13 protein-coding genes and 1 pseudogene are annotated in these 15543 nt (G+C 62.7%); 5 read left to right on the forward strand and 9 right to left on the reverse strand.

Going from position 1 to position 15543, the window contains the following annotated elements; translation table 11 throughout:
• Positions 1-41 precede the first annotated feature (41 nt).
• The 3 genes from GV818_RS23805 to GV818_RS23815 form a co-directional block, all read right to left on the reverse strand.
• Positions 42-1010, reverse strand: coding sequence for a GGDEF domain-containing protein (locus GV818_RS23805; protein ID WP_161756265.1), 969 nt, complete (start codon positions 1008-1010; stop codon positions 42-44).
• A 101-nt stretch (positions 1011-1111) separates the two neighbouring features.
• Positions 1112-2302 carry an NnrS family protein gene (locus GV818_RS23810; RefSeq protein ID WP_178125089.1) on the reverse strand — a complete coding sequence of 397 codons (1191 nt, stop codon included), beginning with the start codon at positions 2300-2302 and terminating at the stop codon, positions 1112-1114.
• Positions 2303-2570: 268 nt separating this feature from the next.
• Positions 2571-4658 (reverse strand): PTS sugar transporter subunit IIC/EAL domain-containing protein, encoded by a 2088-nt coding sequence (locus tag GV818_RS23815; RefSeq protein WP_161777702.1) that lies wholly within the window; start codon positions 4656-4658, stop codon positions 2571-2573.
• 461 nt (positions 4659-5119) lie between these two features.
• On the opposite strand from GV818_RS23815, the gene GV818_RS23820 reads away from it, so the two are divergent.
• On the forward strand, positions 5120-5986 hold the full coding sequence (locus GV818_RS23820; protein ID WP_161777703.1) for an AraC family transcriptional regulator: 867 nt from the start codon (positions 5120-5122) through the stop codon (positions 5984-5986).
• 10 nt (positions 5987-5996) lie between these two features.
• Here the strand turns inward: GV818_RS23820 and GV818_RS23825 are convergent, their stop codons facing one another.
• The 3 genes and pseudogenes from GV818_RS23825 to GV818_RS35335 all read right to left on the reverse strand — a co-directional run.
• Positions 5997-6581, reverse strand: a complete 585-nt coding sequence (locus GV818_RS23825; protein WP_161777704.1) for a LysE family translocator — start codon at positions 6579-6581, stop codon at positions 5997-5999.
• 477 nt (positions 6582-7058) lie between these two features.
• Positions 7059-8036 (reverse strand): methyl-accepting chemotaxis protein, encoded by a 978-nt coding sequence (locus tag GV818_RS35330; RefSeq protein ID WP_434738396.1) that lies wholly within the window; start codon positions 8034-8036, stop codon positions 7059-7061.
• A gap of 273 nt (positions 8037-8309) precedes the next feature.
• A pseudogene (locus tag GV818_RS35335) lies at positions 8310-8663 on the reverse strand (PAS domain-containing protein); the annotation flags it as partial.
• Between the two features lie 425 nt (positions 8664-9088).
• Between GV818_RS35335 and GV818_RS23835 the strand changes: the two are divergent.
• The 4 genes from GV818_RS23835 (at position 9089) to dapA (ending at position 12338) form a co-directional block, all read left to right on the forward strand.
• Positions 9089-9661 (forward strand): GNAT family N-acetyltransferase, encoded by a 573-nt coding sequence (locus tag GV818_RS23835; RefSeq protein ID WP_161777706.1) that lies wholly within the window; start codon positions 9089-9091, stop codon positions 9659-9661.
• Positions 9658-10134, forward strand: a complete 477-nt coding sequence (locus tag GV818_RS23840) for a GNAT family N-acetyltransferase (protein ID WP_161777707.1) — start codon at positions 9658-9660, stop codon at positions 10132-10134. Before GV818_RS23835 ends, GV818_RS23840 begins: the two co-directional genes overlap by 4 nt.
• 108 nt (positions 10135-10242) lie before the next feature.
• The gene (locus tag GV818_RS23845; protein WP_368668891.1) at positions 10243-11193 is read left to right on the forward strand and encodes a sensor domain-containing diguanylate cyclase; all 951 of its coding nucleotides are present in this window, start codon (positions 10243-10245) and stop codon (positions 11191-11193) included.
• Between the two features lie 284 nt (positions 11194-11477).
• Positions 11478-12338: a 4-hydroxy-tetrahydrodipicolinate synthase gene (gene dapA, locus GV818_RS23850; protein WP_161777708.1), complete on the forward strand. Its 861-nt coding sequence runs from the start codon at positions 11478-11480 to the stop codon at positions 12336-12338.
• Positions 12339-12436: 98 nt separating this feature from the next.
• On the opposite strand, the gene GV818_RS23855 is transcribed toward dapA, so the two are convergent.
• The 3 genes from GV818_RS23855 to GV818_RS23865 all read right to left on the reverse strand — a co-directional run bounded on the left by GV818_RS23855 (position 12437) and on the right by GV818_RS23865 (position 15395).
• On the reverse strand, positions 12437-13093 hold the full coding sequence (locus GV818_RS23855; RefSeq protein WP_161756256.1) for a ribonuclease T2 family protein: 657 nt from the start codon (positions 13091-13093) through the stop codon (positions 12437-12439).
• Positions 13094-13267: 174 nt separating this feature from the next.
• Positions 13268-13906 carry a LysE family translocator gene (locus GV818_RS23860; protein ID WP_161756255.1) on the reverse strand — a complete coding sequence of 213 codons (639 nt, stop codon included), beginning with the start codon at positions 13904-13906 and terminating at the stop codon, positions 13268-13270.
• 127 nt (positions 13907-14033) lie between these two features.
• Positions 14034-15395, reverse strand: a complete 1362-nt coding sequence (locus tag GV818_RS23865) for an HD domain-containing phosphohydrolase (RefSeq protein ID WP_161756254.1) — start codon at positions 15393-15395, stop codon at positions 14034-14036.
• Positions 15396-15543 lie beyond the last annotated feature (148 nt).

Here is a 15543-nt window from a genome sequence, read left to right on the forward strand (position 1 = left end):
GCGACTGTCACATTAGTCGGCAAAGGACTCGCGCCCCAAGCCTAGTGGGCTTTCTTCAGTGCCTGCTTGTGCAGGTACATGGCCTTGTCGGCATCGGCCAGCAGTTCTTCGATACCGGCGTGGCGCTCCGGGTCGTATTCGATCTGCCCCACGCTGAAGCGAATGTCATAGCCACGCTTGAGGGTGGCATTACGCTCATCGAGAATTTCCCCGAGGCGGCTCACGATCCCCGAAGTCTCGAGATGATCGGCGGCAGTCAGCAGCGCCACGAATTCGTCCCCGCCCAGGCGTCCGATCACGTCGCTCTCGCGAAAGGCGATGCGCAGCACGTCGGCAAAGGTCTTGAGTGCCGCATCGCCTTCGGCATGACCGTAGGTGTCGTTGATCTGCTTGAAATCGTTGAGGTCGAAAAACAGCAGGGTCGCCGGTTTCTCCAGCCGCTTGCACACGCCCAGGGCATGCCGGGCCAGGGCCTCGAACCCACGGCGATTGGACAGCAGGGTCAGCTCATCCATGCTGGCCATCTGCACTGCCGCCAGCTCCTGCTCAGCCATGCGGGCCAGGTCCCGCAACAGCGCACGGTCCTCATCATCCAGGTCCCGGGGCTTGAGATCGATCAGGCACAAGGTACCGAGCTTGCTGCCATTGGGCACGGTCAGCGGGCAACCGGCGTAGAAGCGAATCCCCGGTTCACCCACCACCAGCGGGTTGTCATGGAAACGCTCATCCAGCTCGGCGTCGCAGACGGTGAGGATCTGGTCGCCGAGAATCGCGTGGCCGCAGAAGGAAATGTCCCGTGGTGTTTCGCTGGCCTCCAGGCCCGCGCAGGACTTGAACCATTGACGCTCGGCATCCACCAGGCTGACCAGGGCGATGGGTACGTTGAACAGACGCTTGGCCAGCCGGGTCAGGCGGTCGAAGCGCTCCTCAGGCGAGGTATCGAGGACGTTCAGCTCCCGCAGGGTCTGAATCCTCAGGGCCTCATTATTGGGTTTGCTTGGATACAACATCGCTGACTCCATTCGCGGTTGAGAACGCAAGCTTAGTCCAATTTGACCGCTCCCCCCGCAGGTAACGATGTGGTCCGGAGGCCAGCAGACGACTGAAAATTTCAGACCCGCGCCGTCAACAGGATGCGAGCGTAGCCGCCAACGAATACCGCGAATGCCAACGCGCCCAGCAGTGCCGAAAGCCCCAACCCCAGGCTACTGAACGGCACCAGCAGGACCCGACACAAAGCCCCCAGGAACAGCAGCGCAAAACCACCCGCCATGCTCCGCGACACCTGCAGCGGCCGGCCACTGTGACCGAGGCTGACCCGAGCCACCATGCCCAGCACCAACCCGCTCAAGCCGCCCACTGCCAGGGCATGGGTCACCAGGCTCTGCGGCAGCGGCCAGCCCAGGTGCCAGAGCGCCATGCCCAGGGTCGCCAGCGCCAGCCACAGGTACGCCAGGTACAACGACCAGAGCAACGGCAAGCGCCACAGCCCCGGCTGGTGCCAACGCCACAAGCGCCAGCAATGCAGGGCCGCCAGCAAGGCAAACAAAGGCATCAGCCAGGGCCGTGGCGCGTCACCGCCGCCGACGGCCATGGACAACGCCGCCAGCAAGCTGCCGATCAACAGCACTCGGGTTGGCCAGGGCGACGCCGCAGGGGTCGGCGGCAGATTGAGGCCGCGCTGGATGAAAAACGGAATCACCCGCCCGCCGATCACCGTCATCAGGGTCGCCACCAGCCACAGCGCCCCCAACTCTCCACGCCGCTGCCAGATCTCGTGCTGCCCCAACAGCCCCCACATCACCAGCGCCTGAAACACCGCGAGCAATCCCAGCACCAGCACCATGGGGTAGTTTTCACGTTTGCCGGCACGCCACAACTCATGCCCCACCACTGCGGCCAGCAACGGCACGAACGCCAGTTGCAGCACCACAAACAGCGCCGGCGGCATCGGCAGCCACCAGGCCAGCCGTGCCAGCAGCCAAACCAGCCACAACAGAATCAACGGCGTACGGCTGAGGCCCGGGCGCCCGGTCCAGTTGGCCACTGCGGTCAGCAGGAAACCGGCAATGATCGCCACGGCGAAACCGAACAGCATCTCGTGCCGGTGCCATGCCAGCATTCCGGCAACCGGTTCCCAGCGGGTCCAACCGTGCAGCCACAGGCCCCAGCCCGCCAGGGCAATGCAGGCGAACCCGGCGCCAGCGAGGAAAAACGGCCGGAAGCCCAGGCTCCACAGCGGTTGCGCGGCCCATTGCCGCCAACGTTCAGACACAGTCACAAGCAGACTCCCCCAGGACATTGAGCCAAACGCGGCACAGGCAGCGGCCAATTGCAGTAGCGAATCATCGTGAGGGCTCCTTGGCCAGTCAGTGACCCAGTAGAGCAATCACTTTTCATGCCAGGACAATGCCCCCGGAAAACCGGGCACTCGCACAGAAATGAGTCATTACGACTACAAACAGGAAAAGTCATAATGACTCGCAAAAGAGTCAATAGGACTTCAAACGATGAAATTCGGGGTACGCAGCCTGACGGACCTGGCAACCTGCGGCCCCGCCAGGCCCGATTCAGTCTTCGTTGGCGGCCATGGCGTTACGTGCCCGCTGACTGACAAAACCGGGAATCTGCTCCCCCGGCAAGGATTTGCTGAAATACCAGCCCTGGATGATCAGCTCCGAAGTGGACTGCAGAAATTCCAGCTGTTCGCGGGTTTCCACGCCTTCCACGACCACCTTGAGCTTGAGGGTCTCGCAAAAACGCAGCAGGCCATTCAACACCTGGGCGCCCTTGGGTTCGCGTTGCGCCAGGACAAAACTGCGATCGATCTTGATCCCGTCCACCGGGAACTGATGCAGGTAGCTCAAGGCAGAGAAACCGGTACCGAAATCATCGATGTAGACCCGGGCGCCGAGGGCATGCAGCTTGCCGATCCACTGCTGGGTCAGCAACGCGTCGCCGACCAGGGCGTCCTCGGTGATCTCCACCGAGACTTGGCCCCGGGCTCGGGCGAGAATCTCCAGCAGCCGCTGGCCATGCTCCGCCGAGGCCAGGGTGGCGCTGGAGATATTGATGGTGATCGGCAACTCAAAGCCGATCCTGCTCCAGGCCAGGTACTGGCGCACCGCCTGGGAGGCCACCCAGAAATCCACCTCGGGCATCATCCTGGCCTGCCCCAGCCATTGCAGCAGCTCCCAGGGCGACTGCACCTTGCCCTCACGGTCCCTGGCACGGATCAATGCCTCGCAGCCAGTGCACAACCCAATGCCCTTGGCCACCTGGGGCTGGTATTCCAGGTGAAAGTCGTACTCGCTCAATTGCTGGATGCGCGCCAGCTGCAAGGATTGCTGGGCCGCCTGTTTGTAGGAGGCCACCACCGGGTCCAGTTCGAACAACCGGCCGCGCTCCTCCAAGCCGCGGAAGGTGGTGTCGAAGGTCTTCAGGTAGACCTGGTCGGAGCGTTCGCCCTGGCGCTGGATGCTGCGCACATAGGGCATGTAGATCAGCGCACCGATCCCCAGCAGCACCAGTTGCAGGACCACCGCGCCCCAGTCGCCCTGGGTGCTGAGGTAGGCATTGAGCAGTACCGGCGCAGTGAAGGGCACGCTGACCAGCGCCGGGCTTACCCAGCCCAGTTGCACCACCGTCAGCGCCAGGCAGACATTGACCATCGGCACCAGCAGGAATGGCACCAGCAGGCGCGGGTTGAGGATGATCGGCAGCCCGAACAGCAGCAGTTCATTGACGTTGAACAGCGACAACCCCAGGCTCGCCAGGGCCAGCAGACGCATGGAACGACTCTTGGAAAAACCGAGGATCGCCAGCACCAGTGCCAGGGAGCCGCCGGAACCGCCAATAAACGCGAAACAGCCCAGCAGGCCACTGTTGAGGGCAAACCGCAGCGGTTGCCCGGCAGCCTGGTCCGCGGCATTCAGCGCCACCGCCTGATCCATCACATCCATCAACGGTTGCATCGCGTAGGTGCCGTGAATGCCGAAGAACCACAGGAGCGAGTTGGTGGAGGTGAGGAGTATCGCGTTCAGATAGGGATTTTCCAGGCGACTGATTTCCATCGGCCGCTGGATGTAGGCGAAGTCATGGATCTGCAGCAGCAATTGCAGCATGCACACCAGCACCACGGACGTCAGGAGCCCCGGCAACACCATGTTGATGGTGCCCTTGAGGTTGTGCCCGACCAAGCCCTCGTCCACCAGCCGAGTCCAGCGCCGACGGTGCAGCCAGGCCATGGCCGGGACATTGATCAGGGGCGAGGCAATGGCAATGAACAGGACGAAGGTCGCCGAGGCCAACGGGTAATCGCGCATCAGGTAGATGGCGATCACCACATGGGACAGGCAGAGAAAGGCCACCGGCAACTGCGGTAGCCGGTGCTGGACCGCCAGCATGTAGCCGATCGAAGCCGCCACCAGCAAGGGAATGATCGAACTGATCCGGGTATGCAGGCCGGTCAGCAGCTCCACCAGGGTACTGGGGGCGCCCAGGGCCTGGGCACATTGGGCAAAGATCAGGAACACCGCCGAGACCAGCAGGCAAGGCAATAGCCAGAGCAGGCCCTCGCGAATCGAGCGCAATGACTCGGCGCCCGCCAGGAGCGCCAGGCGATGGGTGAAAAACAGCTTGTACCCCAGTTGCCGCATCAGCCTTACCCCTCTGCCACTGCACGCCGATATCTCGCAGACGGTCCCTATCGAATCATGGCAATGGCGTTGCCGCGTCCGGCCATGGCGATGGGATGCAAGCGAAGATACCACTGAAGAAACCCCTGCCAGCAAGCACTGAATACAGTACGCCCCGGTGTTTTATCGTCCCGGGCACTGCAGAGCTGAACGACGTTGCCGAGCGACAGGCTGCTGGCAGCACCCGGCGCAGGCTTGAATCAATATGATTTGCAGGGTCCGCGGACTTCTTGCGTTAACCGCGCCCAGTTCCCATTCACACCCAGGCTCGCCACCCCGCTCCACGGCTCGCTCTACCCATTGAGAACCGACACCATGCAACGCCTCCAGACCCGTTCCTCCGGCACAAACCATCTACCGCGAGCCTTCGACGGTAACAGCTAATACACTCACGTCAGCCCCGCAACGATGGAAACCCAAGGATGAAACCCGCACTGCCCACCGACCAGGCGCCCCGGTTCTGGCGTGACCCGGCCTTGCCGTTCATTGAGGCCCGCTCCATCGCCGACGGGCGCCAGGTCTGCTACAGCCGTCACGCCCATGACCAGTTCTCCATTGGCTGCATCACTGCCGGCCACAGCACCTACCTGAGCGGACAATCGCAGTGGCGGGTCGACGCCGGCACCGTGGTGCTGATGAACCCCGGCGTGGTGCATGCCTGCAACCCCATCGACGACCAGCCCTGGGCCTATCGCATGCTCTATGTCGACACGCCCTGGCTGACCCGTTTGCAGCACGAACTGGGCTTCAGCCCAGAGCAGGAGTTTCGCCCCTTCGACACCACCCACAGCCACGACCCACAGCTGTTCGCCGAACTCGAGCAGCTGTACCAGGTCCTGGTGGACGAACAGGCCGAGATCCTGCACAAACACAGCTGCACGGTGGCGTTCTTCAGTGACCTGCAACAGCGCCTGAACCCCGCGCAGCCCGTGCCGCGGATCAGCAATGACAAACTTCAGCGGGCGGCTCTGTACATCCGCCAGCACTGCACTGCGCCGCTAACGCTGGAGGATATCTGCCAGGCCGCGCAACTCTCGGCGTCGTACCTGATCCGTGCCTTCAAGCAGCAGTTCGGCATGCCGCCCCACGCGTACCTGGTCAATCAACGGGTGCAGTTTGCCCAGGCCCGCCTGCGCAACGGCGCGCCGATCGCCGAGGTGGCGCTGGAGGCCGGCTTCGCCGATCAGGCGCATTTCCAGCGGGCCTTCAAACAACACCTGGCAGCCACGCCAGGGCAATACCGGCGGCAGCCGCGAACGGCAAGCCTCAAGGCAGCAAGCGACAGCTGAAACCTGCCGTTCAAATGAGCAGATAGGCCGCACTGGCAACCAGCAACAGCGCCATGCTGCGGTTGAACAGACGCATGCCTGGCGGGTTGCTCAGGCAGTGCCGCAGAAAACCGCCAGCATAGGCCCAGCTGGCAATCGACAAGTAGCAGATGACGAAGTACACCCCGGCGAACAACCACACCCGATGCACCTCACCGTCACCCGCGAAGGCCCCCATACCGGCCACGCAGGCCAACCAGGCCTTGGGGTTGAGCCATTGCATCAGCGCGCCAGACCAGGCCGACGGCGCCCGCGCCTCGTCATCGGCATCCAAGCGGCCATCGTCACTGGCCAGCTTCCAGGCCATGAACAGCAGGAAGGCCACGCCGAACAGCCCAATGCCCCGGCTCAGGAACGGCCACTGCCGCAACAGTTCATGCAGCCCCAACCCGGTCAGGACCAGCAGCAGGGTGAAACCCAGGGTCGCCCCGCCGACATGTCGCAAGCTGGCCTTGAAACCAAACCGCGCACCGCTGCCCAGGGCCACGATGTTCACCGGTCCCGGGGTAATCGACGCTGCCAGGGCAAAGGCCGCCATGGAAAACACTACGCTCATCATTTGCCTCTCCTGTCTGGGTGGGATCAACCGCAGGACAGGTTAGGCAAGCGTGGGTGGTGCGTATTGCAGAAAACTACCCTCGGCTCGGGCAGAGCCCCGGGTGCTGCAAGTGACTCAGATCGCAATGCTGCTGGCACGCCCTTGCCACTCTCTTGGCGATCTCGCAATGGATGCCGGGGAGCCCGGCCAAGTCTCGAATCGATGCACTTGAGACGAGCTCAACGCCACACACTAGTTCATCGAACATGGGCTGCCGATTCAACTTCGAGCTTTTAAAGAGTTCTGCGAAGCTCAACACATTAATGCAATCAACTGATTTCAGTTAAAACGCAATAACAGTCATTCCAGATGATTCTACACAACCCACCCTGCACGATTACTGACAACTTAAATTGCACACCGCACAGGCGACTTCGACGGGACTGAAAAAGATCAATCAGCTATTGAACAAAAGATGCTTATTGCCATTGGCGATCAACTATTAAACCGCGTGACCAGTGCATTAAGTTCCAGTGCGGTGGACTCAAGATCGCCACCAACCGTAGATGTGTGCACGGCGATTTCCGCGTTCTGATCCGAGACCCGGGCAATGTTGGTGATCTGCTCGGAGATCTCCTCGGCCACATGGGCTTGCTGCTCCGAAGCGGCAGCCATTTGCTGGCTCATCTGGTGAATGCGCTCCACCGCCGAGTTGATGCCCTCCAGGGCTTGCTGGGTGCTGATGACCTGAGCCACCCCGGAACGCGCCTCGACACTGCCCTGGCGCGCCACCGCCACCGCCTGGCTGGCCACTTCCTGCAGGGCGAGGATGATCCGCTGGATGCTCATGGTGGACTCCTGGGTCTTGGAGGCCAGCGCCCGCACTTCATCGGCCACCACCGCAAAACCACGACCCTGCTCGCCGGCGCGGGCGGCCTCGATCGCCGCATTGAGGGCCAGCAGGTTGGTCTGCTCGGCGATCGAGCGGATCATGTTCGCCGCCTGCTGGATCGACTGGGTTTCCTCGGCCAGGCCCTCCACCGACTGGCTGACCGCGTCCACGGTGGCAGCCAGCTTTTCGATCACCGCGCGGGTTTTCCGGGCTTCATCGGAGCCCACCTGGGTCAGGTTGTTGACCTGGTCAGCGGCCGAAGCGGTGTCATGAATATGCACCGAGACCTGGGAAATCGACGCGGCCATCTGGTTCATCGCGGTGGCCGCCATGTCTGCTTCGTCCCGTTGCCGGCCCAGCGCCGACTCCGCCTGGGCGGACAGTTTCTTGCTGGTGGAAGCCAGGCCGGCCGCCTGGTTGGCGTAATCTCCCAGGCGGCTGAGGGCGGTACGGATTTTCGCCGACTCGCTGATCAGGATCATCTGCAACTGCGCCACCGGGCCGTGTTCATCGGTATAGGTGCGGGCAATCAACTCACTGTCAAAACTGCCCAGGGACACCGAACTGATCCGCCTCAGCATCTGCCGTGCGCGATAGACGGCGTAACCCTGCAACGCCGCAACACTTGGAATCACGGCCCCCAGCGCGGCCCAGGGGCCACCCAGCCAATAGCCAACGAGGGTGGCGACCAGGGCCAGCAGCGGCGGCAGGACCCAGCTCCTGGCGGTGGCCAGCCGGCGGCCCCAGGGCAACGCCGGGTTATTGCCGCGCAGGCGCTGATACAGCTCGCCGGCCCGCTCCACCTGTTCACGCTCGGGCTTGACCCGCACCGACTCATAACCGGCGATCACGCCCTGGCTGAATATCGGCGTGACATAAGCGTTGACCCAGTAGTGATCGCCGTTGTTGCAGCGGTTTTTGACAATGCCCATCCAGCTCTTGCCATCCTTGAGGTAGGACCACATGTGGGCGAACACCGCTTCGGGCATGTCCGGATGGCGCACCGTGTTGTGTGGGCTGCCAATCAGCTCTTCACGACTGAAGCCACTGACCGCGACGAACTCATCGTTGCAGTAAGTAATCTTGCCGCGAATGTCGGTCGCGGAGATAAGCCGTTGCTCAATAGGAAACACCCGCTCACGCTGAGTCACCGGGAGATTGTTTTTCATCGGAAAAACCTCGCAGGAAAGTAATGAATTGCCAGTCATTATCAAATAGCAACTTGCGCATCCTGCGATTACCCGAAGACTGCTTCTGCGCACCTACAGAACTTTCCTGGAACTTGCGAGCCCAGACAAACAAGCACTCAGCGTCCAGCCGAATCGAGTCTAGATACGACAATTAATACGGGCATCGAATATTCATTGGTGTTTCGGACCTCAGTGACTCTAGATCAAACTTTAATGACCTGGATCAATACTTAGCCTGATAACCAAAGACAGACCCGGTAGTGATTGAGAAATATTCTTTCTGCCGCCTGGCCTCATCCGGCGCGCCAGCGATGGAAAAGCACCGCGTCATCACCTACCTTCTCTGGGTCGCGCAGGCCGCCTGGCGGCCAATCCGGCATCACCCCAGCAGCGGGTGAAACACCCCCATCCTGCCCCAACGCCTTTGCCAAAGAGCCTTGCCCATGCCTGCTCCCAGCACCCAAACCGCCCGCCTGCTGTTGCGCGCACCGACCCTGGCCGACCTGCCACAAGTCTGCGCCATCCATGGCGATCCGCAGACCAACCGTTTCAACCCTCATGGCCCGGCCAGCGACGCTGCCAGCGCCGACAAGCTGCACACCTGGATCGACCACTGGCAGCGCCACGGCTTCGGCTACTGGGCGATTACCTTGCTGGCCCAGCCGCAACAAATCATTGGTTTCGGCGGCATCATGCAGGCCTATTTCGGCCATGAGCCGGGGCTGAACCTGTACCTGCGCTTCAGCCCCGCTGCCTGGGGCCAAGGCTACGCCGGCGAAATGGCCCAGGCCGCCCTGCGACTGGCCTTCGAAGACTTGCATGCACCACGGATCACCGGCCTGGTGCGCCCCGACAACCTGCCGTCAAGACGCGTCCTGGAACGCCTGGGGCTGACCCTCGACGGCCAATTGGATGATTTTCCGGGCCTGCCCCCCAGCCTGTTGTACCGCCTGAGCGCCGACGATCATGCCGCGGCGCTGGCCTTGGCCGGCGTTGCCCAGGACGCCCGCGGATGAAGCACCTCGAACTGCGCCCGGCGGCTCGCGACGACTGGCCCTGCCTGGACAACCTCATGCAGTTCTATCTCTATGAGCTCAGCCAGTGGCTGGCGCTGAAGCTCGGAGCCCAGGGGCTGTACCCGATCCAGGCCTTGGACGACTACTGGCGCGACCCCGCTACCCGGCCCTGGCTGATCCTGGTGGATGGCGAACTGGCCGGTTTTGCCGTCGTCGACCATCAGCAATGCGACAGCCCGACGCGCTGCAACCTGGGCTACCTGTTCATTGCCCGACGCTTTCGCCGCCAGGGCTTCGGCCGGCGGGTGGCGCAGCAACTTCTCGCCAGCACAAGCGGCCCATGGCAGTTGACCCACTTCGACGCCAACCTGCCTGCAGGCGCGTTCTGGCGCGCCCTGCTCGCCGACGTCAGTCCGACGTCCATCGTCGCCCAGGGCCTTCCCGCAACCCGATATCGCTGGCCCGAGGCGTAAAATCCGGCGGCGGCCAAGCCATCCATCATCTGCCCCCCAGCCCCCCTTGATTCTCATTAGCCGTCACCGCCATGCTGCGGCAGTTTTTCTTCCGCCGAGGCTCTGACTGTGTTGAATTCTGCCAACCTCCCTGCTGAACCCAATCACGACGTGTACAAGACCCTGCTCGAATCGACCAAGGCCATTCCCTGGCGCATCGACTGGAAGACCATGACCTTCAGCTACATCGGTCCGCAGATTGAACACCTGCTGGGCTGGACCCCGGACAGTTGGGCCAGCGTCGACGACTGGGTGAGCCGCATGCACCCGGACGATCGCGAGTACGTGGTGGAGTTCTGCGTCTCGCAGTCCCGGGCCGGGGTCGACCACGAAGCCGACTACCGGGCGCTGACCAAAGACGGCGACTACGTATGGATTCGCGATGTGGTGCACGTGGTGCGCAAGGACGGCGAGGTCGAGGCGCTGGTCGGCTTCATGTTCGACATCAGTGAGCGCAAGCAGACCGAAGAGCACCTGGTGCGCCTGCAGAAGCAACTGGAAGAGTATTCATTCCAGGACGGCCTGACCGCGATTGCCAACCGGCGGATGTTCGACACCATGCTCGAACGCGAATGGAACAGCGCCCAGCGTAGCCAACTGCCCCTGAGCCTGATCATTCTCGATATCGACTATTTCAAGCAGTACAACGACCACTACGGCCACCTCCAGGGCGATGAAGCCTTGCGCCTGGTGGCCCAGACCCTGTCCCTGGCCGCCAACCGCCCCCGGGACTTCATTGCCCGCATTGGCGGCGAAGAGTTTGTCTGGCTGCTGCCGGAGACCGACGCGCTGTCGGCCCGGCTGGTGGCCAACAAATGCCTGCAGTTGATTCGCCAGCAACAAATCGACCACCAACATTCGACGGTGTCCCGCTGGCTGACCCTGAGCCTTGGGGTCGGCACCACCCTGGCCCTTGAGGGCGCCAAGGCCCTGGAGTTTGTCGAGCAGGTCGACAAGCTGCTGTACCGGGCCAAGCACAACGGCAGGATGCGCGCCGAATTCGCGGTGTTCGAGGATTGACAAACATCACGCTGGCTCTTAAAACTGAGCGCCTGATTTCAGAGCTTGTCTTGACCATGCCCCACACCCTTGACTTCGACTTTCGCGCCCTTGGCTTGTCTGCCAAGGCCGAGGCGTGGGTGGCTTGCAGCTCTAAATCGAAGAAACAGTCGCTCATGTGACCGGGGCGCTGTGTCCCGTCAGATGAGCTGACAGGACCTCAGGCGCTACGGACACCCTCCCTTTGCTGATTGCCCTTCTACTCTTCTGACGTGACCCGACGGTCAACCATCAGGAGAACACGCATGTCATCGTTTCAAGGTATCTGGGTCCCCATCGTCACCCCCTTCGCCGACGGCGCCATCGACTTTGCCGCCCTGCGGCGTCTGAGCAGCCACCTGCTGGACAGTGGCGTGGCCGGGCTGGTGGTCTGCGGTACCACCGGTGAAGCCGCCGCCCTGGACAAGGACGAGCAACTGGCAGTACTCGATGCGGTACTGGAAACAGCACCTGCCGGGCGGGTGATCATGGGGCTGGCGGGCAACCACCTGAAGTCATTGCTGAGCCTGCAGCAGCAGATTCTCAAACGCCCGGTGGCGGCCCTGCTGGTGCCTGCGCCCTACTACATCCGGCCTTCGCAGGCAGCCCTGGAAAGCTTCTTCCACAGCGTCGCCGATGCCTCCAGCGTGCCCATCATCGTCTACGACATTCCCTACCGCACCGGGGTCACCCTGCAGCAAAGCACCTTGCTCAACATCGTCCGCCATCCACAGATCAAGGCGGTCAAGGATTGCGGCGGCAACCTGGAGAACACCCTGGCGCTGCTGGCCAGTGGCGACGTGGAAGTACTCTGTGGCGAGGATCTGCAGCTGTTCAGCGCCTTATGCCTGGGGGCTTGCGGAGCCATTGCGGCCTCGGCGCATATTCGCCCTGAGCGGTTCGTGCAACTGCTGCAACAGGTTCAGGCACAACAACTGCACGCGGCCAGGGCGACCTTCCTGCAACTGGTGCCGATGATCCAGGCCCTGTTCGCCGAGCCCAATCCGGCACCGGTGAAAGCGTTGCTGGCCCATCAAGGGCTGATCGAGCCGCAGTTGCGGGCACCGATGCAGGATTGCGGCCAAGCAACCGCCGAGCGCCTGCAGAACCTGCTCGCCAGCCTGTAGACCCTGCTACTGGCGGCGATCGGGCGTGGTCCGGTTTGCCGCCAGCCAACGCCTGCAGTTGCCCTGCGGCAGCAGTCGATTGGCCGGCGAAGACGCCCTCAGCGAATCGGCGGTACGCGAATCTGGCCCGCACGGCACTGGTCCTTCACACCTTTGCCGCAGGCACCGAAGTCCAGGTCCTTGGTCAGGCACACCCGTACTTCGGAAAGCTCGGGGCCGCTGCAGAGAATGGCAATGCCATTTTCGGCAATCCCCGGATTGCTCTGGCGAAACTGCTGGGCAATCGCCGAGGCCTCGAAGTAGCGCACCTGCGTCGATGGCTGCAGCGCCTCGGGAATCTGTACCTTGGCCAGGGACTTGTCCGCCGCATCCAGGTAGCCCATGCCGCCCAGGCCGCTGCAGGTGCCATGCTTGGTCCATTCGTGGTTGAGCAGCTTTTCCGTGGGGAACAGGGTCAGGCCCTTGGCGCGTTCTTCCCGGCTCAGCGGCGTCAGTGGCGGGCACGACTCCGGCCAGCCGCCCTTGGCGTACTGCGGCCACAGGCCGTGCAGGACAAAACCGTAGCCCTTGCCCGTGCACTGCTGGTTCTCCGGGTGCATCAGGCAGAAGGTCGGCGACCAGGACAGGGTCAGTAGGTAATAGTCGAAGGTTCCCGCTACCGAGTCGCGCTGTTGCTTGGGCTGGCGCGCGTCGCTGATGCCCACCATCCCCAGGGTCAGCACCAGGGCCGCCATCAGGGCAAAAAACTGTTTCATCGTGAATTCTCCTTGGGGAATCGAAGCGTCCTGGCCCCGCCATCGGGGTGGAGCGGATTGAACATAGCCTCACCTTCTTGGCAGCGGAGCGTTGCAGGAACATGACAAGGGCGCCATGGCGTCCCCGGAAAACCGGCCAGGTGCCGGGGGGGCGACAAAATACCAGCGAACCGCCTAGAGCGCAGGGTTATCGCTACGCCGATACAGGCCAACCCCCACCGCCAACAGCGCCAGCAGGCCGGCGCAACTGCGATTGATCCAGCCCATGACCCGGGCGGAAAACGTCGCCATGGCGCGCCGCCCACCGACGGCGTAGAGGCTCATCATTACGCAGTCCACCAGGGCACTGACCAGCGCGAGGATCAGGTACTGCTCTGCCACAGGCTGTTGCGGACGCACGAACTGCGGCACGAAGGCCGAGAAAAACAACAAGCCTTTGGGATTCGACAACCCCACCAGCAACGCCCGGCGAAAGGCCGAGCGCCCGGAGCTGCCCGAGGCAGCGTTGAGCGAGCGTGCCAGGGCCTGGGTCGGGGCACGCCACAGGCACCAGGCGAGGTACAGCAGATACACCGCGCCGCAGCTCTTGACCACCACGAACAGCGGCTCCGAGGCCTGCAGCAACGCCCCCAGTCCACACCCCACGGCGCCGATCAGCAGCAGGTCGGACAACGCCGCCCCGGCAATCCCCCAGCCCGCCACTCGCAGGCCGTGGCTCGCGCCGTTGTTCAAGGCCAGCAGCATCGACGGCCCCGGGGTGATCATGACCGCACTCACCGTGACGATGTAGAGAAAAAGGGTTGCCAGATCCATCGCATTGCTCCCGGAAAATCCATCGCGGCCTGGCCCAGGTCGGGCGCTGTGATCTCCGCGCGTCACCACGACCACCCGGCAGAAGGCAAAAGATGACGTTCAACGCGTCACAGATCAAGCGTTGCGATCAACCACCGGGAATCCCGGGGCTAGCCCCACCGACCTCGGGCACCCGGACAAAGATGCTGTACTTGGCGCCCTCCATGGCTTCGAAAGCGATGAGTTTCTGCACCAGGGGTTCATTGAGTACCTTGCCGGCATTGAGCAGCAACATGCCGTTGTCGGCATTCAGATTGCGCGACAGGACCATCCCGTCCTGCAGTTCCCGGGTCCCCAGTACCTTGACCGTCGGGTCGTCGACGCTGACATCGCTGAGATAGGCCGCGCAGCTCCGGACAAAGTCTTCCACCAGCTCAGGGTCATACAACCGGCCGGCGTATTTGCGAATGAACAGCAAAGCCTCGTCGCTGTTCATCCGCCGCTCCAGGATCAACCCGCACTGCAGCTCGATGAAGTCCACCGCCAGCTTGAGCAACCTTGCCCCCCAGGGAATGGCCTCGCCCTTGAGGTGGTCGGGAAAACCACTGCCGTCCCAGCGTTCCTGGTGATGGAGGATCAGGCGCGCGGCGTCCTGCATGGGCTCCAGGGACATCAGCAGCGACTCGCTCTGCTTCGGATAGGCGCGGTAGCGATCACGCTCCAGGTGATGCAACAAGTCCGCCGGGGAGTTGAGCATGGCATCGCTCCAGCTCAGCTTGCCGATGTTGTACAACGCCGCGGCCATGGCCAGGTCGCGGCTGGAGGCTTCGTCCAGGCCATGGCTGATGCAACAGACACGCACCAGGTCGATGACCTTGCGGTTGGTCTGTTTGTCCGTCGGCAGCCGCAGGTTGGCCAGCAGTGAAAACACCTCGGTGGCCGTTACATAACTGTGTTTGAGCTCGTCGTAGGCCAGGTCCAGCATATCTGCGGTCTGCTGCAACTCTGCGGTGCGCGAAGTCACGCGCTGCTCCAGGCCGACATTGCTCGCCTTGAGCTGGCGATTCTGCTCCAGGACCAGCTGCTGCAAGCGCTTGAGCTCACGCTCCGCCTGCTGGTGCTCCAGCACCTGGCGCAGGATCAGCAGCAGCTCCTCGTCATTCCAGGGCTTGCTCAGGTACTGGTGGATCTGCCCTTCGTTGACCGCCTTGACGATGGTCTCCAGGTCGGCATACCCGGTGAGCAGAATCCGCCGGGTGGTCGGGTAGCCCTCACGCACGCGGGCGAGCAAGGTGGCGCCATCCATGCTGGGCATGCGTGCATCACTCATGACCAGGTCCACGGGACGCTCGGCGAGAATCTCCAGGGCCCTGGCGCCGCTATTGGCCAGCAGCACCTCATAGGGCTGGCTGCGCAACAGGCGCTTCAGGCTGCTGAGAATCGACTCTTCGTCATCCACCAGCAACAGGCTGGCGCGTGGGCCGGACTCGGGCAGTGGCGAATCTTCCATGCAGCTTCTCCCTGGGCGACACAGCGTTTCCTCGACGGATCTCACAGGCCGCTCGGCAACTGCGGGATTTCCCAGACAATCCTAGATGGATTTTTTATTTTCACCCGGCCACCTGCACTGAAAAAAAACGCCTCTGGGGAGCTCTAGC

The organism is Pseudomonas sp. Fl4BN1 (genome assembly GCF_009908285.1).
GTDB lineage: Bacteria > Pseudomonadota > Gammaproteobacteria > Pseudomonadales > Pseudomonadaceae > Aquipseudomonas.

Excerpts from the sequence above, each read along its gene's own strand:
- GV818_RS23805 (WP_161756265.1), bottom strand. The coding sequence starts at position 1,010 with ATGTTGTATCCAAGCAAACCCAATAATGAGGCCCTGAGGATTCAGACC.
- GV818_RS23810 (WP_178125089.1), bottom strand. The coding sequence starts at position 2,302 with ATGTCCTGGGGGAGTCTGCTTGTGACTGTGTCTGAACGTTGGCGGCAA.
- GV818_RS23815 (WP_161777702.1), bottom strand. The coding sequence starts at position 4,658 with ATGCGGCAACTGGGGTACAAGCTGTTTTTCACCCATCGCCTGGCGCTC.
- GV818_RS23820 (WP_161777703.1), top strand. The coding sequence starts at position 5,120 with ATGAAACCCGCACTGCCCACCGACCAGGCGCCCCGGTTCTGGCGTGAC.
- GV818_RS23825 (WP_161777704.1), bottom strand. The coding sequence starts at position 6,581 with ATGAGCGTAGTGTTTTCCATGGCGGCCTTTGCCCTGGCAGCGTCGATT.
- GV818_RS35330 (WP_434738396.1), bottom strand. The coding sequence starts at position 8,036 with ATGCTGAGGCGGATCAGTTCGGTGTCCCTGGGCAGTTTTGACAGTGAG.
- GV818_RS23835 (WP_161777706.1), top strand. The coding sequence starts at position 9,089 with ATGCCTGCTCCCAGCACCCAAACCGCCCGCCTGCTGTTGCGCGCACCG.
- GV818_RS23840 (WP_161777707.1), top strand. The coding sequence starts at position 9,658 with ATGAAGCACCTCGAACTGCGCCCGGCGGCTCGCGACGACTGGCCCTGC.
- dapA (WP_161777708.1), top strand. The coding sequence starts at position 11,478 with ATGTCATCGTTTCAAGGTATCTGGGTCCCCATCGTCACCCCCTTCGCC.
- GV818_RS23855 (WP_161756256.1), bottom strand. The coding sequence starts at position 13,093 with ATGAAACAGTTTTTTGCCCTGATGGCGGCCCTGGTGCTGACCCTGGGG.
- GV818_RS23860 (WP_161756255.1), bottom strand. The coding sequence starts at position 13,906 with ATGGATCTGGCAACCCTTTTTCTCTACATCGTCACGGTGAGTGCGGTC.
- GV818_RS23865 (WP_161756254.1), bottom strand. The coding sequence starts at position 15,395 with ATGGAAGATTCGCCACTGCCCGAGTCCGGCCCACGCGCCAGCCTGTTG.